This is a genomic window from Rhodococcus sp. EPR-134 (genome assembly GCF_001647205.1).
Lineage (GTDB): Bacteria > Actinomycetota > Actinomycetes > Mycobacteriales > Mycobacteriaceae > Rhodococcus_F > Rhodococcus_F qingshengii.
The window spans coordinates 1-23,741 of record NZ_LVCT01000286.1 but is presented as its reverse complement, the minus strand read 5'-3'; the positions used below and the strand labels follow the sequence as shown (position 1 = coordinate 23,741).

Here is a 23,741-nt window from a genome sequence, read left to right as displayed (position 1 = left end):
TGAAGCAGCTGCGCACAGTCCTCTCCGATCGCAGCCCTGTTCCCGGTCGGCAGTATCCGGATTCAGTCGCGTACGTTGTTCACACGTCCGGGTCGACCGGTGAACCGAAAGGCGTTGCAGTCACACACCGAGGACTGGGCCTGCTGACCGACGATGCTGTCCGCAAGTACGGCGTGACTTCGGACTCGGTTGTGCTGCACGGTTACAAACCGACGTTCGATGCAGCAATCCTCGAGATGATGTTGGCGATCGGCGCCGGGGCTACCTTGGCGGTCGCTCCTCGGGAGGCTTTCGGCGGAAGGGCACTCGAAGAATTCGTCGCAGAACGCGGCGTCACTCACATGTTGTCCACTCCAGCCGTACTCGACACGATGGCTCCAGAGCGGTTCGATTCGCTCGAGGTGGTGGCAGTCGGTGGCGATGTGCTCTCACCTTCCACCGCGCGTGCGTGGAGTCGCCGCGCGCGAATGCTCAATGCGTACGGACCGACGGAATGCACGGTGGTCACCACTGTCGCCGAGGTGGATCATCGGGTCACCATCGGAGTCCCGCTCGCCGGAATCGGTGCAGAGGTGCTCGATACGCGACTGCGTCCGGTGCCGTGGGCCGGGATCGGTGAGTTGTACGTCAGCGGGCCCGGGCTTGCGATGGGCTATGCCGGAGATCCTGCCGGCACCGCCACGTCGTTCATCGCAGCACCCGGTGGGCACCGCCGTTATCGGACCGGTGATCTGGTTCATCGCCGCACGGATGACACGCTCGGATTCGTCGGACGCTCCGACCGTCAGATGAGCGTGCGAGGAATCCGCGTCGAGCCCGCCGAAATCGAATCAGCTCTGCGTCGGTGCACGGGCGTCGAGGCTGCGGCGGTTGTCCTCGTCGACGACATTGCGGTTGCATGTGCGGTCGGCGACGGTGTGGAGGCGGATCAGCTGACAATCGAGTTGGCCGCGATGTTGCCTGCGTATCTGATGCCCGGCCGCGTGGTCGTATTGGAGTCGATCCCGCTCACGACGAACGGAAAACTGGACGCAGATGCGTTGCGGCGCCATGTGTTCGAGAGCCAGGCGCCCGATGCAGCAGTGACGGTTTCGGAGGAACTCGTCACCGCTGTCATGTCGGAACACGTGTCCGGAAGTTTCGGCGCTCTGCACAACCTGTTCGAATCAGGTGGTGATTCGTTGGCCGCGGCAGCGGTGGCAGGTCGACTCGCCTCGATCTTCGCGCGAGATGTGCCTGTTCGCGCCGTCTTCGACAATCCGTCGCCGCGAGCGATGTCTCAGTGGCTGTCGGCGAGCGCGTCCGATGGCAAACGCCGCGAACTGACTCGACGTGATCCCGGCAAGCCGGCCCCGCTGGCGCCCTCGCAACAACGACTCTGGCTGATCAATCAGCTTCAGCCGGAATCGACTGCGTACAACCTGACGTTTGCAGCGGTCCTGGCAGACGACATCGATCGTTCGGTCTTGAGCAGCGCCCTCGGCGACGTCGTCGATCACCATGCCGTATTGCGAACTGTCTGTGTTCCGGGCGAATTCGGTCCGCAACAACTTGAAATGGACTCTGTTGCATTCGATCTCACTGCGGTATACGTCGGCGATATCCGTGCGAGCGCTTCGGCATTCGCGACTGTGCCGTTCGATCTCGAACGAGATGTTCCGTTCCGTGTGCGTGTGTTCACCGAAAAGGCAGGAGTCGACTCTGCAGGACTGACGGTCCTGGTCATCGTTGTTCACCACATCGCGATCGACGGAGCGTCGATGGGCCCGATCCTGACCGATTTCGTGGCAGCCTTCGAGGCCAGGTCGGCAGGTCTTCCCTGGGATCGCTCGTCGGGGGAGATCAGCTACGGCGACTACAGTTTCTGGGCGAGAGAGAGCTTGGGTGACCCCGAGGATTCTCTCAGCATGGCTCACCGGCAACTCGACTATTGGTCGGACGCACTTTGTGGCGTCGAGGATGTGTTGGCTCTACCCGTCGACAACCCCCGGAGTCCCGTGTCTTCACGATCCGAGGAGATGGTGGCGGAAGTCCTCGACGGCGCCACCTACGACGCGTTGTCGGCGTTGGCTCGTTCGCATGGTGTCACGGTATTCATGGTCGTCCACAGCGTGATTGCCGTGCTGCTCGCTCGCGAGTGCGTCACGGACGACGTCGTGGTGGGAGCAGCTGTGAGTCTGCGGAACGATCCGGCGCTGCTGAGCGTCGCCGGAATGATGGTGGGTACTGTCGCATTGCGCACGAGAATCAACTCCACCGATCGTTTCGCTGCTGTTCTGGACGAGGTTCGCCGCGTCGATCTGGAAGCAATGGCGAACGCGGACGTCTCGTTCGACGACGTCGTTGCGAAGGTTGATCCGCCGCGCAGGATGAACGAGCATCCGCTGTTCACGGTCATGCTGGCGTACCGGCGAGCGCTGGAGTTGCCGCAGATCGACGGCATTACCGTCTTCGACATCGACAATGCAGGGGCGTCGACCGGTTACGACTTGACGTGGGACCTGGTCGACACCGGTGACAGTCTGACTATTCGATTGCTGTATGCGACGGACAAGTTCCGCGAGTCGACCGCGGAACTGCTCATGCAGCGGGTGAGACGTATCGCCGAATCAGTGACCGTGGAACCCGAGATTGTGATCGGGGAGATCGAACTGCTGTCCGGACTCGAACGCTCGGCGCTGACTGCTGCGAATCCTCGCCACGTCGAACCTCTGACGATTGCCGACATTTTCGAACGCGCTCTGCGTCAGGCGCCCGACGGCGTAGCGCTGGAAGAGAACGGCAGACGCTGGACTTACCGCGACCTGTACGAGGAGTCGTCGCACTGGACACGCGAGTTGGTGGTCCGAGGAATCGGACCCGACGACGTGGTGGCCGTTGCGCTCGGGCGCGGGCATCTGTGGATCGTTGCGTTGTGGGCAGTAGCGCGTGCAGGCGCAGCGTGGCTGTCGCTCGATCCGGCGCTGCCGACAGCGCGCCGGCAGACGATGGTCGAGGAATGCGGTTCGGTTGTCGGTTTGACAGCTGGAGGTGCATCCGAGAGTTTGCCCGAGTGCGTCGAGTGGGTGGCGATGGACGAATCCCGCACTGCTGGTGGCGCTGCCGAGGTATCGGCAACGCCGGCTCACCCCGACAACCTCGCCTACGTCATCTACACGTCGGGTTCCACGGGAAGACCCAAGGGCGTGGAGGTTTCACATCGCGGAATCATGAACGTCTGCACCGCCCACGCCGAGATCGCCGAGCTCGAGCGTGGCCCCCGAGTCCTGCAATTGGCGTCGTCGACCTTCGACGCGTCGGTGATCGAGATCCTTCTCGCGGCTGCAGGGTGTGGAACGCTGATTCTGACTCCCGACTTCGTCTACGGGGGAGAAGAACTCACGAATCTGCTGATAGCCGCTGACGTAACACATCTGATCGTGACGCCGACGGTCCTGGCGACAGTCGATCCGGATGCAGTGCAACCGTTGATCGTCGAATCGATGGGGGAGCCGCTCTCTGCGCGCCTTGCGTCGGCGTGGTCACCCCGACATCGCATCGTCAACGGATACGGACCGACCGAATCAACGATCGCGGCATCGATTTCCGCACGGATCACTGACGCGGACGTCACTGTCGGCACTCCAGTCCCTGGTACGACAGCATTTGTTCTCGATCAGAGGCTCCGACCGGTTCCGGATGGCGTTGCGGGAGAACTGTTCCTCGCCGGTGAGAATGTGGCACGGGGGTACGTCGCTTCCCCGGCTCTGACGTCCGAGCGCTTTGTTGCCAATCCTCATTCGGTGGGGACCCTGATGTATCGCACGGGTGACCTCGTGCGTCGTAGGCGTCACGACCGAGCGCTCGAGTACCTGGGTCGCAACGACGCGCAGGTGAAGGTGCGGGGTGTCCGCGTGGAACCGGCGGAGGTCGACGCGGCTCTGTCAAGCCATGGAGCAGTGGCCTTCTCGGTAACCGTTGTCTGTGACGACGGGCACGGATCCGCTGAGCTCCGTTCGTATGTGACGTTGGCGGAAAACGGTTCGGCGACGGAATCGGAGCTTCGCGGGTTCGTCTCCGGCCTGCTGCCGAAGCACCTGCTGCCTTCGTCGGTGACGATAGTGGGCGAGGTACCGTTGCTCGCTTCGGGGAAGATAGACGCAGCGGCACTTCCTGCTCCTTCACCGCAGCCAGGGTCGAGTGTGGATCGACCCATCTCGGATACCGAACGTCACGTGGCACAGGCATTCGAGGGCGTGACCGGCGCGATATCGGTCGGCCGCTACGACGACTTCTTCGAGCTCGGCGGGACATCGATGGGTGCAGTTCGAGTGGCTACGCGCTTGCGTGAGAGCCTGAACAGGGAATTCCCGGTTCAATGGATTTTCACCGACCGAACTGTGGCGGAGCTTGCCTCTCGGATGGATCTCGTTCATGCCGATGTCTTCGAGGGTGATTCGCTTCGTTCGGATCCGCTGGACACGGTCGTCATGCTCGGAGGCGACCCCGATGACCAACGGCCGCCGTTGTTCTGTGTGCATCCGGTCAGCGGAATTGCCTGGTGCTACGCCGGACTCGTCGGTCAGCTGCGGGGTCGACGGGTGTACGGCATCCAGGCAACGGGAGCAGGTGAATTGCCAGGTACGGTGGCGGAGTTGGCGTCGGGGTACGTCGATGCCGTACGGACGGTGCAGCCGTCGGGTGAATACCATCTACTCGGTTGGTCTGCCGGCGGAACGATCGCGCTCGAGATGGCGAGCCAGCTCGAAGAGGCCGGCGATCTGGTCGGTTCGGTTGTCATGCTCGACGCGCTGTTACCGGAGATGATGCCATCGGTACAAGCGGCTCCGAAACCTTCCGAACTATTCGCGCAGATCGGGCTATCCGAGGTTGAAACTGAAACTGCAGCACTGACTTTCACAGACGTTGCGACAGAGATCCGAAGGCAGACCGGTATGGATTTCCTTTCCGACACGGTACTCGAATCCGTAGTGGGTCGGGTGGAAAAACTGTCGCGAATCGTTCGGGACCACACGCCGAGGCACTATTTCGGGTCAGTGGAACTGTTTGTGGCGCAGCATGATCTGCCTGAACATCGTCACCTGGTCGAAAGGTGGTCCGAACTGGTGGGGCCGTTGCGGGCGTACCTGGTCGACTGCTCCCACTCGGAAATGTCGAGCACTGAGGTGTTGGCGGAGGTCGCCCAAGTTCTCGTCGGCTATCTCGAAGGTGTCGATTCGGATTCGAAGGATCGCAATCATACTGGGGTGCAGTAGATCTAACGGGCCGGGACTTTGGTCCGGAATTGTCACTCCCGTGGTCCCCTTGCTTCAGTTCCGCAAGTGGAATCGGTATCATTTCCCTTGTGGCAGTAAGCCATTCAGAAACTATCTCCGGAGGATCGTATGTTGGGTTCCCTTTTTTCCATCAGCTCTGAAATCGGTGTTCCGTCCGTCGACGCGCTCTTCGAGGCTGCTCGGACCATCATCGGCGCGCTCTTCGGCCTGAGCTGACACGTCGCAGCGACCTTCCCCCGCGGTGAAGAAAGTCCCTGTTCTCCGACAAGGAGGACAGGGACTTTCGTGCAGCCTGCCGGTGAGCGTTTGCGTGGCGGTGAGTGAGTGACCTACCGGCCGTTCTGTTGATACGCGATCGCTGTCAGCAATCCGACTTCGTCGTTCACGTCTGCGGTGCTGCTGAGCCCGATCTTGTGGGTCGACTGCCCGGGAGCTTTGGCCGGGACAAGAAGTTCGGATTCGGGGGCCTCGACAAAACGTAGTCCGAGGTCGACTCGGGCCTTGGTGGCCGCTGCGATGGCGGCGAATTGGCGAGCGCGAACGAAGGGCGTGTAGGTTCCGCGGCCTTCGACCCGAACATCGGTTCCGAGTTCGTCGATCAGACGTCGGGCTGCATCGAAGATCGGCCGCAGTGCCGCCTTCGGGCCGCTGTACTGCTGGTCGATGTATTGCTCGACGGTCGGCTCCACCCATCCGGACTGTTCGGCAGTCTCGAATGCAATTGCCCACTGCGAATTCTGCGGCACACCGTGCTCTGCTTTCAGCCACTTGCGCACTTCGTTCTGATCGAGCGGGTCGACCCCGGACGTCCGTACGGCCTCAACCCATTCTTCGAGGGTGCGCCCGGTACGGTCGCGCATGGACGAGGTGACTGCGGCCATCATGTCGGAGGGTTCCATGTGTCTGTTCTACCGGTTGTCACTGGTCTTCCGGTTGTCGCTGCTCTCTCGGTTCTCACGGTGCACGGGTAGCTCGCTCAGTCGATGCCGAGCATCGTCTTGAACGCGCGCACGCCGGTCACTTCGACGGGATACGGCGGTGCGACAAAATCTTCGCGGCTGAGGGTGAAGAGACGACGCACGGTCATGCGACCGTCGGCAGCCAACTCCTCTACTGTGCCGTCTGCGCGGTACCCGACTTTGGTGGACACCGTGATCGAGGCGGGGTTGTCCGTGAATGCCGATGACACCACGCTTCGTGCACCCAAAGAGTCGAATGCGAATGCGCAGATTGCCTGTCGGGCGAGAGTGCCGACACCCCGGCCTTGGAACCCGCGTCCGATCCACGAGCCGGTTTCACCGGTACGACTGGTAGGAAAGTCCGTCGCGGCGAACGCCTGGCAGCCGGCGATTTCTCCGTCGACGACAATGGCTGTTTCGAATTTCCAGTCGGTCATGGTCATCGCTCCGCGGACCGACCAGTGGTATTGGATGAATCTTCGCGACACTTCGTCGGGAGTGCCCACCGTCCAGGGGACGAGAAACGGCATCTGTTCGGCAGGGTGAATGCCGGCTCGGACCAGCGCAGTGAGTTCGGGGAAATGATCGTCGCGCACAGGGAGCAAGGTGATGGGCCCACACGTGATCGTGACTCCGTACGGAGGCCAGATCTCTCGCAGTGGGTCAACCATCGTCTTCAGACCTTCGTTTCGTGTGCGAATCGGGTCACAGTCTGGCATGCCAGGCACGTCCGAGTGAGCGACTTCTGGTCATCGGGATTCTTTTGCCCTCGCGGTACGGAGTCGTGACATTAGTGTGTGGACGGTGACTACAGACAAACCGGTACGTCTTCGTGAAGGTAGATCGCCTGACAGGCTTTCGCGTGGTGTGGTGGCCGGATACGCAGCGGGAAGTGTCGGTACGGGTGGATTCGGTGTTCTGCCAGGTCTGGTACTGGCGTACTACCTGACCGACACGCTCGGCGTTGCCGCGGCGCTCGCGTCGCTTGTGGTCATTGTCCCGAAAATCGCCGACGTCCTGATCGATCCGCTGATCGGGTCGATCAGCGACCGAAGCTCTCATCGAACTGGTACGCGAGTGCCACTCATGCTCGCAGGCGCTCTGGGACTGCCGTTGCTCTTCATTCTCACGTTCTCGGCCCCGGTGTCGGCCGGCCCCGGAGTCGGGGCGATGTGGGTGCTCGTCTTCTTCCTGCTCGCGGCGAGTGCCTACAGCCTCTTTCAGGTGCCGTACATCGCGTTGCCGACCGAGTTGACCGGCGATTACCACGAGCGCACCCGGTTGGTATCGGTTCGAATTGCGGTGTTGGCCCTGACAATTCTGGTCATCGGCGCCGGCGGACCCGAGCTCCGCGATGCTGCCGGAGGCGGAGCACGCGGTTATCTGGTCATGGCGATCGGGGTGTCGGCGCTGATGTGCGGGGCAATGATCTGGGCAGTTCGCGGAGCCGCGCGCCACACGGTGACTCACGCGGACGCGCCGGTCGGCTCGTTGCTCTCGCAGTACCGGGACGGGTTCGACGCGATACAACGTACCCGCGCGTTCCGATTGCTGGTCAGCGTCTTCGTGCTCCAAGCTCTTGCCACCGCCGTGATGTTGGCGGGTGCGCAATATCTGGCGACCTATGTGATGGGCAACGAAGGTGCGCTCACCGGTCTGTTCGTTGCACTCGTCGGACCAGCTCTCGTCGTCATGCCGCTGTGGTACCGGTTCTCGCATCGGTACGGAAAGCTTCGCGGTTACGTGGTGTCTTCGGTTCTGTTCGTCGTCGCCACGGCGTTGTTGACGCTTGCGGCTGTCGACGCGGGTTCGTGGATCTACGGTGCCGTCGCGCTTGCCGGCGTCGGCTACGCCGGCATGCAGGTGTTCCCGCTGGCGATGCTTCCGGACGTCATCGAGGACGACGCGCGAATCGGTGGGCGCCAACGCGGTGGTTCGCTCAGTGGTATCTGGACCGCCGCGGAAACCGCAGGCCTTGCCCTGGGACCCGCGGTGTTCTTGGGTGTACTCGCGGTGACCGGCTTCGTTTCGAAAACTGCGGGCGAGGCTGTCGTGCAACCGGAATCGGCGCTGACCGGAATTGCCCTCGGCTTCTCGGTCGTGCCGGCGATCCTGGTTGCGATCAGCCTGGTCGTATTGCGGAATTACCGCACCGAACAAGAATCCACTCACGAGAACGAAAGGTGAACGATGAGTTCCACTCGGGCCGAGGAACTTCAGGGCAAGATCGTCGAGAGCGCAAACCTCGAGAAGAGGGCGGCCGACATCTTGAGTCGGTTGCGTTCGCTTCGCGAGCAGGACGCTCCGACGCACGGAGGCCGGGTTCTGTCGTACGTGTACGACAGCGGCCTCGCAGCGCTCGACGAGTTGGCAGCGGACGCAGCTCGATTGGTTCAGCCGGTCAACGGTCTCGACCCGACGGTGTTCCCGTCCACCGCGGTGATGGAGCGTGAGTTGGTTGCGTTCGCACGCGAGTTCCTCCATGGAGCTTCAGACCCAGCCTCAGATACAGACGCCGGAGGCGTAGTCGTCGGCAATGTCACCAGCGGCGGAACGGAGAGTTGTGTGTTGGCCGTCAAGGCAGCTCGCGACTTCCGTGGGCTCCCGCCGGGTGAGGGTTCGCTGGTTCTTCCGACCACCGCGCATGCCGCTTTCCACAAGGCAGCTCACCTGCTCGGACTGGAACTGATCCTGGTACCAGTAGATCCCACGTCGGGGCGCGTCGGCGCACAAGATATTGCGACGGCAGTTCGGAAAGACACGGTCTTGATCGTCGTCTCCGCGCCCAGCTACCCGTTCGCGGCGCTCGACCCGATCGCCGATGTCGCGGAAGTTGCTCGTGCACATTCGATTCCACTGCATGTCGACGCCTGCATCGGTGGGCTTGCGTTGCCGTGGTGGGGTGATCTGCCACCCTGGGATTTCCGGGTGCCCGGGGTCACCAGCATGTCCGTCGACTTCCACAAGTACGGATACTCGCCCAAAGGCGTTTCGGTCCTGCTGCACCGAGGGCGAGATCTGCATCGCAAGCAGTATTTCGGACTCACGGACTGGCCGGGGTACCCGGTGGTCAATCCCACGCTTCTCGGTTCCAAATCCGTTGCTGCTCTTGCCGGTGCTTGGGCGATTTCGCAAGTCCTCGGGCAATCCGGGTACGCCGAATTGGTGTCCCGGGCGCAGCGGGCCACTCGTGCACTGATCGGCACGGTCGAGGCAATCGAGGGTCTTCGCGTCGTGGGCTCGCCGGTGGGACCACTGTTCGCGGTCGCTACCGACGATTCCGTGCCGCTCGAACGGCGAGTGGATCCGCATCGCTGGGTGAGCGCTGTCGGTGCTCGCGGCTTCGTCCTTCAAGGGCAGCCGGCGTCGACGCAACCTGACGGGACGACGTTGCCTCGAACAACCCACCTCACCGTCACCCCGGTGACGGAATCTGTGCTCGGCGAGTTGACCAGCGCACTCGTCCTCGGTGCCGACGACGTTCGCGGCTCGGCGGCAGCCGAGGCGCCGCCGGCCCTGGCAGAGTTGGCCGGAGCATTCGAACGTGGCGATGTCACCGTCGCCGATGTTCTTGCGTTGCCCAGTGACGCCGTCGCGGCAGCGTTGACGTCGGCGGGGCTGGATCCTCGGGGCTCGTCCGATTCTCCCTTGGACATGGCGGCCGTCCTCGCGGCAGTGGAATCGCTGCCACGTGAGGTCACGAAGAGACTGCTGGTGGAATTCCTCGCCGGAATGGTGGAGCCCTGAACTCGGCGATGAATACCGAAACCGCGATGAACACTGTCCAAAACTCGGACAAATGGCGCGAAAGATTCGCGAATCGGGCGTAAGTTTTCTGTCATCGGCTAACCATCTTTTGTCGGAGGGTTGATCAGTGACTGGTGCCGCGGCCAAGATTTTGACGGTGTTCGAGGAAGTGATCGGGGTTCCGCTTCCGGTTCGCGTGCGATGTTGGGACGGTTCGGAGGCAGGGCCACCGGACGCCGCTGCGCAGGTTCACTTCCGGAATCGGCGTGCCCTACGGCGGGTCCTCTACTCTCCCAACGAATTAGGGCTGGCGAGGGCGTACGTTTCCGGCGATCTGGACGTAGACGGCGATATCTTCGCGCTCCTCGACGTCCCGGAACTGGTCACGCGGCTCGGTGAGAATCGTTTGTCGACGTTGCCGCTGCGCTCGATTGTTCGCGCCGCCGGTACTTTCGCCGGCTTGGGAGCGGTGGGTCCACCACCATCACCCCCGGCGATCGAGATGCGTAGTAAGCGAGGCAAGCGGCACAGTAGATCACGCGATTCGGCGACTGTCTCCCATCACTACGACGTCGGGAATCGCTTCTACGAACTGTTCCTCGGGCCGAGCATGGTTTATTCGTGCGGATACTGGCCGGAAGGTGTCGAATCCCTCGAAGCTGCTCAGTACGCGAAGCTGGACTTGATTTGCCGCAAGCTCGATCTGAAGCCGGGAATGCGACTGCTCGACGTCGGCTGCGGTTGGGGATCGATGGCATTACACGCCGCCCAGAACTACGGCGTCGACGTCGTCGGAGTCTCGCTGAGCAACGAGCAGGTCGAATACGCCAAGGGGCGAGTTGCCGACGCGGGTTTGACCGATCGCATCGAGATTCGGGTGCAGGACTACCGCGACGTCGACGACGGCCCTTACGACGCGATTTCGAGCATCGGCATGTCCGAGCACGTGGGCCTGGTCAATTTGCCGGTGTACACGGCAAAACTCTACGACCTGCTCGTGCCGCGGGGTCGTCTGCTCAATCATGCCATCGCCGCGGTGAAGTCGTTGTCGGACAACGTCGATGACGGTCCCAGCTTCATCGACAGGTACATCTTCCCGGACGGTGAGATCCTTCCGTTGAGTAAAACCATTGATGCGCTGGAACTTTCGGGTTTCGAGACGCGTGACAGCGAAGCGTTGCGCGAGCATTACGCACTGACACTGCGCGCATGGGTGCAGAACCTCCGCGAGAACTGGGACGCATCGGTCTTACAGGTCGGTGCTCCCCGGGTGCGAACCTGGTTGCTGTATCTCGCTGCCAGTGCCCTGGGTTTCGAGGAGCCGCACAGGCTTACGATTCATCAGGTTCTGGCCGTGAAACCAGGGGATCGGGGGGCCAGCGGCATGGCCCGCTCGCGTGACAGTTGGTATCGATCGATTGAAGTCCCGCAGATCGAAACCGGTCCGCGCGTCGACTGAGGCCTATACGTTGGATTTCCATGAGCACCCGGAAGGTTGTCCTCGCGGCACTGAAGGTTTCGGCCGTTGCGGTATCGGCGCTGTTGCCGACCTCGCTGCTGTTCACACCGATGTCGAACGCCGAACCTGTGAACGATTTCTACGATGCGATTCCGGGCGACGTCGGTGATCCGGGTTCGGTGATTCGGACGGAACCGCTGGCTCTGGCCGGTGCCGTCGGCGGAGTGCCTGGTGTGGGGACCCGGATCCTGTATTCGAGTACCGACGCCCACGGATCCAAGGTTGCTGTGTCGGGCTCGTACCTGGAGCCGGCTGCCCCGTGGTCAGGAGCGGGCCCCCGCCCGACGGTGGTGATCGGTCCGGGTACGCAGGGCCAAGGTGATCAGTGCGCGCCGTCGAGGATGTTTCCCACTGCCGGTCAGCTCCGCCTGGCGGAACCCGGGAATCCGTCGAACTACGGTGCCGGTGTGGACAGTGTCGGTGTCAACTACGAGTCAGCTTTTGCTTTCGCTTTCCTCGCCCAGGGCGTTCGTGTATTCGTCACCGACTACATCGGACTCGGAACACCCGGCGTCCATACCTACGTCAATCGCGCCGAGGAAGCCCATGCGATGTTGGACGGTGCACGCGCTGCCCGAGCCCTCGCGCAGGCAGGAGAGGACGATCCGATAGCGCTGTGGGGCCATTCGCAGGGCGGCGGCGCCACTGCCGCTGCAACCGAACTGGCACCCGAATACGCGCCTGAGTTGAATCTGGTCGGGAGTTACGCGAGCGCGCCCCCGGCAGACCTGGCAAGCGTTCTGCGTCATATCGACGGTACCGGCCTGATGGCCGCGATCGGTTACACGATCAACGGCGTCCTCGACCGCTATCCCGCCGCCCGAGAGCCGATCGAATCTCGACTCAACGACTACGGCCGGTCCGTGCTCGCCGACGTCGCCGGGCAATGCCTCATCGATTCCCGAACCAAGTACGGGAAGCAGTCGACGGCGTCGTGGACCACAGACGGACGACCACTCGCCGACGTGGTGGAATCGGTACCGGAGATCCAACAGGTGATCGAGGAACAACGCATCGGGCGGCGAACCCCGGCCTCGCCGATTCTGGTCAACGGAGCGCTCAACGACGATTTCATCCCGTACGAGCAAACCCGGCGCCTGGTTCAGGACTGGTGCGCGCGCGGGGCCGAGGCGACGTTGTTCACCGACACCCTGCCTGCGGTGAATCCGGGGAGCGGCAACAACCACCTCGCGCCGGCCGTAGCGGATTTCGGCGTCGGATTGCAGTACGTGCTGGACAGATTCAACGGCAAGCCGATAGTCGGTGCGTGCAACGCCTGAGTCGCCGTGTCACGTAACCACCGTCTCACTTCGAACAGTGGTTGACTGAGCCCGTGAACGATCGACCGCACGACCTTCCGATCAACCCGGTTCCACGGAGCGCCCTGGGTGCCGGGCCGGCGCTGAGAGTGTCGACGGGTCTGCTGCTCGGTGTGGCCGCCGGTGTCGTCACGGCGTTGGTCGGCTATCCCCGATTCGCGTTTCTGATCGGCTGGGATGTGGCGGCGATGGTGTTCACGGTGTGGACGTGGATTCTGGTCTGGCCCTTCGATGCGACGCTCACCGCAAGCCACGCAACGCGCGAAGAGCCGGCCCGAAACGTCGCGCACCTGCTGATTCTCGGTGCCGCCGTCGCGAGCCTGGTCGGTATCGCGTTCCTGCTCCTGGCGGCACCCGACGGACATCACTACCAAGTAGTGGCGGCATCGGTTGCAGTCGGCAGCGTCGTGATCTCGTGGCTGGCGGTCCATACGCTCTTCGCCCTCGGATATGCACGGCTGTACTACTCCGGCCCCGACGGCGGAATCGATTTCAATCAGGAAGAACCGCCGAGGTACAGCGATTTCGCCTACGTGGCGTACACGGTCGGGATGAGCTTCGCGATTTCCGACACCAACTTGAAGTCGTCGGACATGCGCGCGATGGCACTCGGCCACGCATTGCTGTCGTACCTGTTCGGTTCGGTGATCGTGGCGTCCGTCGTCAACTTGATTGCGGGCCTGTGATCTCTCGAGCCGTGTGACCGATCAAGCCGCTGCACGCCCGATGCTCGAGAGGAAGCCGGCGGCTCCGAAGAACAGACCGGCGAACACTCGATTGGTGGTTCGCTGCTGTTTGGGGGAGCGCATCAAGGTGAGCACCCGGGCGGCCAGGCCGGTGTATCCGGTCATCACGATCACGTCGACTGCGCACATCGTGGCGGCGATGATCAGATACTGCGGCAGCAGCGGCGCCGACGGGTCCAGGAACTGCGGGAGCACTGCGAGCATGAAAACGACGGCCTTCGGATTGCTCGCGTTCACGAGAAATCCGCGAAGCATCATCATCGGACCGGAGCTGCTCGCGGCTGCCTCGTCGGTCTCCACCTCGGTGGGCGCCGATCGCCACTGCCTGATCCCCAGGTAGACCAGGTATGCGACACCGAACCACTTGATCAAGGAAAAGGCCACGGTCGAACTGGCGAGAATTGCACCGACCCCCGCCGCGACAATTCCGATCTGCAGCAACAATCCCAACTGGAGCCCGAAGATGTTCCAGTATCCGCGTCGCAAGCCGTAGGCAAGTCCCGACGACATCGACGCAATGGCGCCGGCCCCCGGCGACAGGCTGATCACCCAACTTGCTCCGAAGAACGCCAACCAGACGTGCCAACTCATGTCGAAAGTCCTTTGATCGGGAAATACTCCCGACAACGAGCACGCACGGGATCAGAAAAGTGTAGACGGACAGTCCTGCTCACTGCTCGCGACAGTGCAATGATCGGGGGATGACGTCGTATCCCGTACTCGACCTGACACCCGACGAATTGCTGACCACAACGCGGACCGTTCGAAAGCGTCTGGATCTGACCCGTCCCGTGCCGTTGGACCTGGTGAAGGAATGCCTCCAGATCGCCCTGCAAGCGCCCTCCGGTTCGAATCGCCAGGGCTGGCAGTGGATGGTGGTGACCGATCCGGCACTGCGTGCAGCAGTCGGGCAGATCTACAAGGAAGTCACCGACGAGTACCTTGCCTCTCACGGTTCGGCGGCAAAACTCTTCGCCGATGATCCCGATCGCGCGCCGATTCAACAACGCGTGGGCACCAGCGTCGCGTGGCTCGGTGAGCACATGGGTGAGGTGCCGGTCCTTCTCATTCCGTGTATCAAGGCGGGCAAGACGCTGCCGGAGGGGAACCAAGCCGGCCTGTGGGGTTCGCTACTCCCGGCTGCGTGGAGTTACGCGCTGGCCGCGCGGGCACGTGGGCTCGGTACGGCGTGGACGACATTGCATTTGCAGCGTGAAGCGGAAGTTGCCGAGCTGCTGGGCATTCCGGCCGGATTCCATCAGGCTGCGCTCATCCCGACGGCGTACTTCACCGGCGAGACGTTCAAACCCGCCGCCCGTGAACCGGTCGACAACGTGCTGCACGTGGACCGATGGTGAGCCTGATCTACTCGGCGATCTGCTCGATCGACGGGTATGTGGCCGATGAGCAGGGGAACTTCGACTGGGCGGTTCCCGACGCGCAGGTCCACGCGTTCGTCAACGAGCTCGAGAGGGGAGTCGGCACGTACCTGCTCGGGCGCCGGATGTACGAGACGATGATTCCCTGGGAAACAATGGCGTCCGAGGATCTCGAGCGTTCTTCGGTGGCAGGAGGACCTTCGGCTCCGGACGAGTTTGCCGGTATCGAGGCGGCGACCGCCGAGTTCGCTCAGATCTGGCGTGGAATCGACAAGATCGTGTACTCCACGACGCTGAACGAGGTGTCGACCGCACGTACCAGGATTGTCCCGAGCTTCGATGAAGACTTCATCCGTTTGCTCGAGAGTGAAGCGGTACAAGATATCTCGATCGGTGGACCGACGGTTGCGGTTAGTGCTTTCGCGGCGGGTTTGGTCGATGAAGTCAGACTGTTCCTGTGTCCGGTCAATATCGGTGGCGGATTGCGAGCTCTCCCGGAAAGCCGGCTTGATCTGCAACTGCTCGAGGAGAAAACCTTCGACGGCGGCGTCATCTATCTGCGATACGCCGTTCGCTAAGCAATCACCATCACTGCCGTGACGACGCCGAGTAGAGCGATGTAGGCGGCGGCATGGACTCGGTCCGGTAGGGCACCGACGATTCGTCGGCTCAGCGCGATCGCCGGTAGGGAACCGGCGAGTAGTGCACAGACGGCCAGAAGGTCGACAGCGCCGACTCTGCCCGCCGACAGATCCGAGGCTGAACTGTGCCCTGATGAGACCGCATACACCGCAGTCGCGACGACGGCGACAGGCAAGCTCAACGGGTTGGCGCTCGCGGCGGCGTCGGCCATCGGAACTCCGCGGCGTCGCATCATCGGAACCGTCATGACGCTCCCGCCGACTCCGAGGAAACTTGCGACGGCACCGATGCCAATCCCGACAGCGCGGACGCCGTGACGGTCAAGATGTTCGCGAGGTTCAGATGGTGTCAGAAACCCTTGTCGCAGAAGACTGTCCAGGATTGTCACCAGCAGGTAGAGCACAAACAGAATCCGGACGACGCCGTCGTCTACGTGGCCCGCCGCAACCGCTCCGAGCCCGGCTCCGAGTGCGACGGGGCCGATCAGAGGTCTGATGTACTCCGTCCGAAGCCGTCCTGACTTCCTGAATGCGACTGTGGCACCGAGTGAATTGACCACCATCACGGCCGCCGAGGATGCTACGGCGACATGCATCGGATCGATGACGTCCGGCCTCAGCGTCGATGCAGCGTAAACGACTGGGACAGTGACGAACCCGCCACCGAATCCGAACAGAACGGTGGTGACTCCGGTCAAGGCGCCGAAAGCGAGAAGGATGAGGGCGTAGTGAAGCACTTGATGAACGGTAGCGATTTCTCCGCTGGCGCACATTCGAAGGTTCGCCAGGTTCCATTGTCAATCAGACACGGACTCGGTAGGTTCCTCCGGTGCGCAACATCTCGATCAACGACGTCGATCACTCACCCCGCGGTGTTCTCGCACTCGGAACCGACTACCCACCCGGTCACGTGCTGGCCGCCCACGAACATCGACGAGCCCAGTTTCTCTTCGCTGTGAACGGTGCGATGAACGTCGAAACCGAAGACGGTGAGTGGACGGTTCTGCCGTCCAATGCGGTCATGATTCCCGCCGGTGTCGCTCATGCCGTGACAATGGACGGCGTCAGCACGCGAAGCCTCTACATCGAACCGTCCGCAGCGCCGTGGTTCCCGGTCAGGTGCCGAGTCGTCGCAGTATCGTCGCTCCTGCGTGAGTTACTTGTCGCTGCAGTCGACGTGGATGTCGAGCTGAATGTGGAGGACGACTTCCCCGCACACGGACGCAGCGCCGCGGTATTTCAGCTGATCCTGCACGAACTTCGCGATCTTGCGCCCCTACCTGTGGAACTCCCGCTGCCTCGGCACCCGGGATTGCGGGCGTTGTGCGCGCAGTATCTCGCAGCCCCGTCGATCCATGACTCGCCCACGCGGTGGGCTGACCGACTCCACGTCAGTGAACGGACACTGCACCGCTTGCTGATCTCGGAAACGGGGATGAGCGCGTCGTCGTGGATGCAGCGTGCCTGCATTCTTCACGCGCTTCCGAAACTTTCTGCCGGGGCCAGTGTGACGGCCGTTGCGTCTGAGCTCGGATACTCGACGCCGGCTGCCTTCGCGGCGATGTGCACCCGAGTCTCGGGTTCACCGCCCAGTAGCTATCGGGCGCGCGTCACGACACAGACACAGGGATGATGTCGGCGACGACGTCGTGGATGAGACCGTCACGGACTTCGAAGGTTTCACGAATCTCCACGGTCATGAGGCGAGTGCCGCCGATTCCCGCGTCCAGCAGGTAGGTGGTCGAGACGATGTCCCCGGCCTCCGACATCTCGAGGTCTCGGACGCCCTGGATAACGCGGTATTGGATGCCGTTTTCGAGGTCGGCGGACATCTGTGGTCCGGAGAACCCCGTCTTGAGTCCGGCTTCGACGCGGGTCGCATCCGGGGCGAAATGAACATCGGAGACGTCATGGGAGACGAGGGCGTCGATGTAGGCGCGTGCTTGCGCCTCGCGGGGTGAATCGGCCGGGTTCGGGGCTGCCGTCGCAGCGCCTCCGGCAACCAGGATCAGGACAGCGGTGGCAGCGGCAGTTCCGGCGATATTTCGCAGTGTTCGCATGGGACATCCTAACGACGAGGAGTGGAGGAAATTCGGAAAACGGCCCTCATCGAGTAGCCGTACAGCTGCGGGGAGGATCGACGAGCGAGCAGAAAGCCGGGGCCATGACGGGCACGTAGTCGGCCCCGACGCCGTTCTCGTGAATGATCCGGCGGTAGGCGTCGACGCCGTCGGTCGGGATTCGGGCCGCAGTGGGATCGCCGAGAACATCGACCGTGTAGAGGCCGAATCGAGGTCGGTACGAACCCCATTCGTAGTTGTCGGTGATGGACCAGTAGTTGTAGCCGATCACGTCGGCACCGTCTTCTCGGGCGCGTTCCATCCAATAGATGTGATCGCGTAAGTGATTCGCGCGTGTGTATCCGTCGGCACGCGGCGTTCCGTTGTCGGTGGGCATGCCGTTCTCGACGATGTAGAGGGGGAGTTCCGAGTACTTGCCCGAGTACCGCATCAATGCGTCGTACAGGCCTTCGGGCTGCGGCGTGACGTTGTAGAACTCGTCGAGTGCGGCGTACGCGGCAGTCGGATTGTTCAGGGCCACACCGTAGTAGTAGTCGATGCCGAGAAAGTCGAGCTTGTCGCGCACTCGATCCGTGAATACCGAATCGATCGCCTCGGACACGCCGGGAATGAAGGAGAAATTACTGCTTACGCGGGCACCGGGATCGAGAACATGGATGCGGTCGTAGATCGCCCGGTGGACTCGGACCAATGAGTCGAACATCGACGGCGCCTGGGTGAGTGCGATTCCGCCGTAGGTCAATTCGCGCTGAACGTACACAGTCGGCTCGTTGATCGTGATCCAGAGCGCCCCGATTCCGGAGTACCGCTCGACTACCTTCTCTGCGTTGACCAGCCAATCGGCTTCCGTCTTCGGATTTGTCCAGCCGCCTTGATCGACAACCCATCCCGGATACACCCAGTGGTCGAGTGTGATCATCGGAGTCATGCCCCGCGCGCGGATGTGAGCTACCACGTCGTCGTAGTAGGCGAATTCGGTCTCGTTCCAGCTCCCGGCGGCGGGCTGAACTCGCGCCCACTCGACGCCGAATCGGAAAACCTTCGATCCCAGATCGGCCGCCCGGTCGATGTCCTCGGCGTAGCGATGACGGAAGTCGACCGAGTCACCGATCTTGTCGTGGGTTCGTCCGGAATCGGAGTATCGAGACCAGTTGCTGTCCGGCGACGAACCTTCCGATTGGAACCCGGAGGTGGCAACGCCCCAGAGGAAGTCATCCGGTACCTCAGCCGAGGCGTGAGCGGGAAGGGCCAGCACCCCGAACAGGCACGTCAGTGCCATCAGCGCAGGCGCGATAGACCGTGACAGGGCTCCCATGCCTGGGAGACTAAGTCATACAAGTGTCCAGTCGCAGGCGTTTCGTCCGATCCGCCCGCGACTGGACCGTGTCACTCAGTGACCCAGCCGCTCAGAAATTCCGCTCAGAAAACCATGGTCATCGATCCCGGATTCCACGTCCCGGAGCGCTGAACGGTCGCTTCGTCGACCTGGGCAGGTACTGCACTCGGATCGATCGGTGTGTACTTCTCGATCGAACCCCAGTCGCGAGCCCAGTCGTTGTCGAGATACGACGGAATGGTCTGAGCGGTCAGGAGCAGATCGATCCACCCCAACGGTCCACCGCCGTAGTGGTCCTGCCAGGCACTGGTCACGAGCGCGCCGGAATGGTCGGGAAGGATCCGATACTCGGGGACCTCGGCGACACCGACCCGATGATCGAAGGGGCGTTGGCATGGGAATGCCAGTCCGACAGCCCAATCCAGCATGACGGGCGCCTGTGAACCGACGACGTCGTTGAGCTTCTGGGTCTTCGGAACCCGCGGCGGGGTGACGGCCACCCATTGGTCGGGCTTGCTGTCGTAGTCGCTGACGACCAGTCGAATGCTGTTGGCTTCGACGGGAATCTGATCCAACGGCACACGCAGGTTCCGCCATGACGGCGCCGGGCCGATGTCGAGGGGCGCGATCTTTCCGAGTGTTTCGACAGCGTCTGTTTCGGCATCGTCGACGCCACGCGCTGTGCCGTACTCGACCTCGACGTTCTGGCCGTAGGTGACGATTCCGTCCTTGTCGACGGACCGAACACGACCAGCCGCGGCAATCGAGATGATGTCGCCACGTGTGGCGTTCTCGCCCACGTCGGGGAGTTGGTACCAGTCACTGGTCAGAGTGCCGGGGGAGGGCTGACCGTAACTACCCATGACGGGTGTTGTCGCCGGGTCGAGACCGAACGGCAACGCGACCGAACTGCCGTTGACTCCGGTCTGTCCGGCGCCACCGCCGGTTCCGGCCGAGTTGCCGGCGGTGTCCTCGGAGGTGTCGACGGTGTTCGCGCCGCCGGTAGCCGTGGCTTCCTTGTCTGCTCGAAGGTCGGAGGCGACGCCATTCGGATCGAATCCCGTAGCCCCACCGGCGGACAGTCCTGTGGCGACGCTGCCCGAGAGGGGCGTCAGCATCGAGGCGTTCGGATCGGTCTCGAGCAGAACGTCGTTGGCGAGTCCGCAGTGTTGGCCGAGAACGGCGTCGACGTTTGCACGGCCCACCGAATAGGCCGGGTACTGGGTGACCGCGCCCTTGGCCATGGACAGCACCTCAAAGAGGACCATGGCACCTGCGGCAACCGTCAGTGGCGAGATGGCAAGCAGTCGAGCGTGCTTCGCGGACGGTTCCTTCCCCGCGGTGTACGGCTCACGGAAGAAGTACCACGCGGCGACGCCGAGCATCAGCACCGTCAGCCCGAGGAGGACGGTGCTCGCGCCGAGTCCGCTGATGGACACAGGCTTGTCCCACCACGGAACGCTGTAGCTGGACACGTAGTAGTAGCTGTTGCTGCCGGTGAATGCCACCGCGAGGAGGAACAGGACGGCCGCCGCGAAGAGGGCCCGATTGCGCGGCGAGCGCAGGAGTTTTGTTCCCACGGCGACGGCCGTCATCATCGCCAGAACGGCGGTGAGTCCGGCAAAGATTCCGAAGTGGTGCGTCCACTTGGTCGGCGAGAACATCAGCAGTGGCAGTGCGCCGATCGTCAGCCCCACGACGCGGCGTGACGGGCCGGCGGCCAAACCGGGAATCCGGCCCCCCTTGCGCAGCATCATCGCGGTGCAGACGCCAAGGCACAGAACCATGACGAACACACCGAATCTGCGAGTCAGGGAACCGTCGACGGAGATGTTGAAGAGGTACTGATAGCGGAGGTACTCGTCGAACCAGGGCTGATTCGGTGAGATCGAGTGGACGCGTTGCATCTCGATGACGGCGGCCAGACTTTGATCGCCGAACGCGGGGATGAGAATCGAGAGTCCGGCAGCTAGCAGTGGCCCGACAGCCGCGACGTAACCGGTGGTGCGCGCACGTTCGATGATGATGCGCATGATCGGGCGTATTCCGGCGATGAGTGCGGCAAAGCAGATGAGGCCGGAAGGGCCGGCAGTCAAGGTGAATCCGGCGATCAGGATCGCGACTGCGACCGGCAGAAGTCGTCTCGTCGCGACGGCGCGTTCGATCGAGCACCAGGTCAGCAGCACGCCGAGGGCAACGATCGGTTCGGGGCGCAGTCCGTTGTTGAACGGAAGCCAGAAAGCGAGGAAGACAAGCGCGCCGGTCCAGAGGGCGAGTCGATTTCCGCGAATGGCGGCGCCCAGCCGAGGCGCAACCTCCCGGCTGATGACGAGCCAGGTGATGATGCCTGCCAACAGAGCAGGCAGACGGACCCAGGGGCTTGCGGTGCTGACGTGGGCCAGGAGTCCGAGGATGTTGTAATACGGCGTTCCGAACGGGGTTTCGGGGACCGCGAACCACCGGAAGTAGTTGGACATGTAGCCCGATTGCTCGGAGGCTCTTGCCATCGTGAACTGGTAGCCGTCGTCGGTGGTGGTAGCGCCGATGAAGTGCCACAGCACCAGCGTTCCGACGACGACGCCGTCGAGGACGGTGAACTTCCACCATCGGGCGGGCAGAAATTTGCGTGTGCCCCGGCCGTCGCGGTTGTCGAGGCGGTGCAGCGCGAAGAGGGACACGACAGCCGTGAGTGCCCCGAGAATCATGGCGAGAGTCTTGATCACCGACGGGCTCGACGTGAAGCGAGAGTCCGCCTCGATCGAGACGTTCAAACCGGCTGCCGCCGAATCGAGGTCGCTGAAGACGCCGACTACCTGTGGCCGGCTGTCGCCCTCGATGACGCGCGGTTCGGAACCGGTGGCACTGAAGGTGGTTCGGGTCGGCTCGGCGGCGAGCGTGAGTGCGCATCCACTCGGCAGATCAGCGACGGGTGTCGAGAGCAACACTCGATCGCGTAGGACAACGTCGACCCGAGCGGGAGCGTCGGAGGATTCGGGGGAGACAGTGGCAACAAATCCGTAGCGGCGCGCATCGGCGGCACCCGGGGGAGCAGTCGAGACGAGCGTTCCGCCGGTGGCGGCCAACTCACTGATCGACGCGCACGGAATCGATGCCTCCATGCGCAACGGTGTGTACGAGACCAATGGCGCCTCGACGCTTGTCGTCGACCCGGCCTGCGGCCAGTTGACGGCGGCGGTGTCCTGCTCGATCGGCAGGAACGGCACTGATCCGCACAAAACTATGCCGAGGATCGATGCGACAATCGCAACGATCCGTGCTCGGTTCGGTCCGCTGGATCGCTGAGGGGTCGGCAAGGCCGGAGGTGCGGTCGTGGCCACGTCACTGTCTGTCACGACTTTGGACCCTAGCTGTGCGTGACGTGTTTGTTATAAAAGCGCGAGTAATGGGATGGTCGTGTTCCCGGTGTCATTCCTCGGGGTGGGGTTGTCGGCGATCGAGGCGGGGGGTGCTGTGCGCGAATTTCACGAGTCCATTCCCCTGAGCCCACTACTGCGGCGGTCGGCGGTCGCATTGTGCGTCGTCCTCGGAATTGTCCTGGTAATTGTCTGCGGGTTCGCGGCAATCGTGGATCGCGACTCGGCGGGCTACGTCGGCGCCGTGTTGTCCGCGGTCCTGTCCTTCGGGTTGGCCGCGTACATGTGGAAGGTGCGCGTGATCATCACCACAGACGTCGAACGAGTGTCGATCGCGCTGTCTCCGGGGCTGCGTCAGGTATTTCGGTGGGACGAAGTTGTGTCTGCCACTGCAGTACATATCGGGATGGGCTCCGGAATCGGTTATCGAATGACCGGCCCAGGTATGCGGGTAATTCTCGCATCTCCCGGCGACGGGGTCCGCTTTCGTCTGCATGACGGCCGTGAAATGTCGGTGGCAACACCTCGAAGGGACGAGCTGATCGAACTCGCCCGGCGGCGGGCGCCGGACCTGCAGTGAGCGTTGCAGGTGGACCGGTGAAAAACGGGGTGCGCCTATCCTGGATAATTGACATCAGTTCTGTGTTTCAGGCGCGCTGTTCAGGGCCTGTGATGCCGGACCGGTTTGCTGCCGCTTGCACAGGCACCCCGTTTGCGTACGAGAGGAACTCTCATGCTTGCCCGCACCGACCTGCGTGGTCGTACCCCATCCACGGCCGAACTTCGCGCCGCGCTTCCCCGAGGTGGAGTGGATGTGGACGCGGTACTGCATCAGGTTCGCCCGATGGTCGAAGCCGTCCGTGATCGCGGGGCAGAAGCCGCCCTCGAATTCGGCGAGAAGTTCGACGGCGTTCGTCCGGCTTCGGTTCGTGTACCAGCAGCCGAGCTCGAGCGCGCACTTCGTGAACTCGACCCCGCAGTCAAGGAAGCCCTCGAGGTTGCGATCGAGCGCACCCGTAAGGTGCACGCCGATCAGCGTCGCAAGGACACCGTCACCGAGGTCGTTCCGGGTGGCACGGTCACCGAGCGTTGGGTTCCGGTCGAGCGCGTCGGGCTGTACGTGCCCGGCGGCAATGCCGTGTACCCGTCCAGCGTTGTCATGAACGTCGTGCCGGCTCAGACGGCCGGCGTCGGATCGCTTGTTGTCGCCTCGCCGCCCCAAGCCGACTTCGGCGGATTGCCGCACCCGACCATTCTTGCCGCCGCAGCCATGCTCGGCGTCGATGAGGTGTGGGCCGTCGGCGGCGGGCAGGGCGTCGCCCTCCTTACCTACGGCGGAACCGACACCGATGGAACCGAGCTTG

The 23,741-nt window shown here is 62.8% G+C and carries 18 protein-coding genes; 11 read left to right on the top strand and 7 right to left on the bottom strand.

The features are described 5' to 3' along the window. The first annotated feature begins 8 nt into the window (after positions 1-8). Positions 9-5,255: an amino acid adenylation domain-containing protein gene (locus tag A2J01_RS13180; RefSeq protein WP_231915782.1), complete on the top strand. Its 5,247-nt coding sequence runs from the start codon at positions 9-11 to the stop codon at positions 5,253-5,255. A gap of 350 nt (positions 5,256-5,605) precedes the next feature. Here the strand turns inward: A2J01_RS13180 and A2J01_RS13175 are convergent, their stop codons facing one another. Both A2J01_RS13175 and A2J01_RS13170 read right to left on the bottom strand, forming a co-directional pair. After that, a complete protein-coding gene (locus tag A2J01_RS13175) occupies positions 5,606-6,175 on the bottom strand; it encodes a DUF5655 domain-containing protein (RefSeq protein WP_063316116.1) in 570 nt (189 codons plus the stop codon). Positions 6,176-6,252: 77 nt separating this feature from the next. Then, entirely contained in the window at positions 6,253-6,906 is a 654-nt protein-coding gene (locus A2J01_RS13170; protein WP_197494217.1) for a GNAT family N-acetyltransferase, read from the bottom strand. A 124-nt stretch (positions 6,907-7,030) separates the two neighbouring features. Between A2J01_RS13170 and A2J01_RS13165 the strand changes: the two genes are divergently transcribed. The 5 genes from A2J01_RS13165 (at position 7,031) to A2J01_RS13145 (ending at position 13,506) form a co-directional block, all read left to right on the top strand. After that, complete coding sequence (locus tag A2J01_RS13165; protein ID WP_197494216.1) at positions 7,031-8,422, top strand: MFS transporter; 1,392 nt, start codon at positions 7,031-7,033, stop codon at positions 8,420-8,422. Positions 8,423-8,425: 3 nt separating this feature from the next. Beyond that, positions 8,426-9,982, top strand: a complete 1,557-nt coding sequence (locus tag A2J01_RS13160; RefSeq protein ID WP_007732275.1) for a pyridoxal phosphate-dependent decarboxylase family protein — start codon at positions 8,426-8,428, stop codon at positions 9,980-9,982. Between the two features lie 127 nt (positions 9,983-10,109). Next, positions 10,110-11,441, top strand: a complete 1,332-nt coding sequence (locus A2J01_RS13155) for an SAM-dependent methyltransferase (RefSeq protein ID WP_007732273.1) — start codon at positions 10,110-10,112, stop codon at positions 11,439-11,441. A 20-nt stretch (positions 11,442-11,461) separates the two neighbouring features. Continuing rightward, on the top strand, positions 11,462-12,781 hold the full coding sequence (locus A2J01_RS13150) for a lipase family protein (RefSeq protein ID WP_064112863.1): 1,320 nt from the start codon (positions 11,462-11,464) through the stop codon (positions 12,779-12,781). A gap of 53 nt (positions 12,782-12,834) precedes the next feature. Next, on the top strand, positions 12,835-13,506 hold the full coding sequence (locus A2J01_RS13145) for a DUF1345 domain-containing protein (RefSeq protein WP_030537075.1): 672 nt from the start codon (positions 12,835-12,837) through the stop codon (positions 13,504-13,506). A gap of 21 nt (positions 13,507-13,527) precedes the next feature. Here A2J01_RS13145 and A2J01_RS13140 read toward each other — a convergent pair whose 3' ends face one another. Then, complete coding sequence (locus A2J01_RS13140) at positions 13,528-14,157, bottom strand: LysE family transporter (RefSeq protein WP_037130153.1); 630 nt, start codon at positions 14,155-14,157, stop codon at positions 13,528-13,530. Between the two features lie 110 nt (positions 14,158-14,267). Here A2J01_RS13140 and A2J01_RS13135 point away from each other — a divergent pair, with 110 nt between their 5' ends. Beyond that, the gene (locus tag A2J01_RS13135; RefSeq protein WP_003942413.1) at positions 14,268-14,924 is read left to right on the top strand and encodes a nitroreductase family protein; all 657 of its coding nucleotides are present in this window, start codon (positions 14,268-14,270) and stop codon (positions 14,922-14,924) included. Next, positions 14,918-15,523 carry a dihydrofolate reductase family protein gene (locus tag A2J01_RS13130; RefSeq protein WP_064112862.1) on the top strand — a complete coding sequence of 202 codons (606 nt, stop codon included), beginning with the start codon at positions 14,918-14,920 and terminating at the stop codon, positions 15,521-15,523. The genes A2J01_RS13135 and A2J01_RS13130 overlap by 7 nt, the downstream gene beginning before the upstream one ends. Here the strand turns inward: A2J01_RS13130 and A2J01_RS13125 are convergent. Next, positions 15,520-16,323: a sulfite exporter TauE/SafE family protein gene (locus tag A2J01_RS13125; protein WP_231915781.1), complete on the bottom strand. Its 804-nt coding sequence runs from the start codon at positions 16,321-16,323 to the stop codon at positions 15,520-15,522. The genes A2J01_RS13130 and A2J01_RS13125 overlap by 4 nt on opposite strands. A gap of 92 nt (positions 16,324-16,415) precedes the next feature. Here A2J01_RS13125 and A2J01_RS13120 point away from each other — a divergent pair, with 92 nt between their 5' ends. Next, entirely contained in the window at positions 16,416-17,219 is an 804-nt protein-coding gene (locus A2J01_RS13120) for an AraC family transcriptional regulator (RefSeq protein ID WP_064112860.1), read from the top strand. On the opposite strand, the gene A2J01_RS13115 is transcribed toward A2J01_RS13120, so the two are convergent. From A2J01_RS13115 to A2J01_RS13105, 3 genes are all read right to left on the bottom strand, one after another. Then, positions 17,197-17,646: a hypothetical protein gene (locus A2J01_RS13115; RefSeq protein WP_007732260.1), complete on the bottom strand. Its 450-nt coding sequence runs from the start codon at positions 17,644-17,646 to the stop codon at positions 17,197-17,199. The genes A2J01_RS13120 and A2J01_RS13115 overlap by 23 nt on opposite strands. Before the next feature lie 46 nt (positions 17,647-17,692). Then, positions 17,693-18,946 carry a glycoside hydrolase family 1 protein gene (locus A2J01_RS13110; protein ID WP_082900860.1) on the bottom strand — a complete coding sequence of 418 codons (1,254 nt, stop codon included), beginning with the start codon at positions 18,944-18,946 and terminating at the stop codon, positions 17,693-17,695. A gap of 140 nt (positions 18,947-19,086) precedes the next feature. After that, positions 19,087-22,356 carry an arabinosyltransferase domain-containing protein gene (locus A2J01_RS13105; protein ID WP_442971562.1) on the bottom strand — a complete coding sequence of 1,090 codons (3,270 nt, stop codon included), beginning with the start codon at positions 22,354-22,356 and terminating at the stop codon, positions 19,087-19,089. A 55-nt stretch (positions 22,357-22,411) separates the two neighbouring features. Here A2J01_RS13105 and A2J01_RS13100 point away from each other — a divergent pair, with 55 nt between their 5' ends. Both A2J01_RS13100 and A2J01_RS13095 read left to right on the top strand, forming a co-directional pair. After that, a complete protein-coding gene (locus A2J01_RS13100; protein ID WP_064112858.1) occupies positions 22,412-22,957 on the top strand; it encodes a hypothetical protein in 546 nt (181 codons plus the stop codon). A 153-nt stretch (positions 22,958-23,110) separates the two neighbouring features. Beyond that, positions 23,111-23,741: histidinol dehydrogenase (locus A2J01_RS13095; protein WP_197494215.1), on the top strand; the 631-nt coding region annotated here is incomplete at its 3' end.

Bases quoted from the DNA above. Each gene is read 5' to 3' on its own strand.
- A2J01_RS13175 (WP_063316116.1), bottom strand. From the start codon at position 6,175: ATGGAACCCTCCGACATGATGGCCGCAGTCACCTCGTCCATGCGCGAC.
- A2J01_RS13170 (WP_197494217.1), bottom strand. From the start codon at position 6,906: ATGGTTGACCCACTGCGAGAGATCTGGCCTCCGTACGGAGTCACGATC.
- A2J01_RS13160 (WP_007732275.1), top strand. From the start codon at position 8,426: ATGAGTTCCACTCGGGCCGAGGAACTTCAGGGCAAGATCGTCGAGAGC.
- A2J01_RS13150 (WP_064112863.1), top strand. From the start codon at position 11,462: ATGAGCACCCGGAAGGTTGTCCTCGCGGCACTGAAGGTTTCGGCCGTT.
- A2J01_RS13140 (WP_037130153.1), bottom strand. From the start codon at position 14,157: ATGAGTTGGCACGTCTGGTTGGCGTTCTTCGGAGCAAGTTGGGTGATC.
- A2J01_RS13135 (WP_003942413.1), top strand. From the start codon at position 14,268: ATGACGTCGTATCCCGTACTCGACCTGACACCCGACGAATTGCTGACC.
- A2J01_RS13130 (WP_064112862.1), top strand. From the start codon at position 14,918: ATGGTGAGCCTGATCTACTCGGCGATCTGCTCGATCGACGGGTATGTG.
- A2J01_RS13115 (WP_007732260.1), bottom strand. From the start codon at position 17,646: ATGCGAACACTGCGAAATATCGCCGGAACTGCCGCTGCCACCGCTGTC.
- A2J01_RS13110 (WP_082900860.1), bottom strand. From the start codon at position 18,946: ATGGCACTGACGTGCCTGTTCGGGGTGCTGGCCCTTCCCGCTCACGCC.
- A2J01_RS13100 (WP_064112858.1), top strand. From the start codon at position 22,412: ATGGTCGTGTTCCCGGTGTCATTCCTCGGGGTGGGGTTGTCGGCGATC.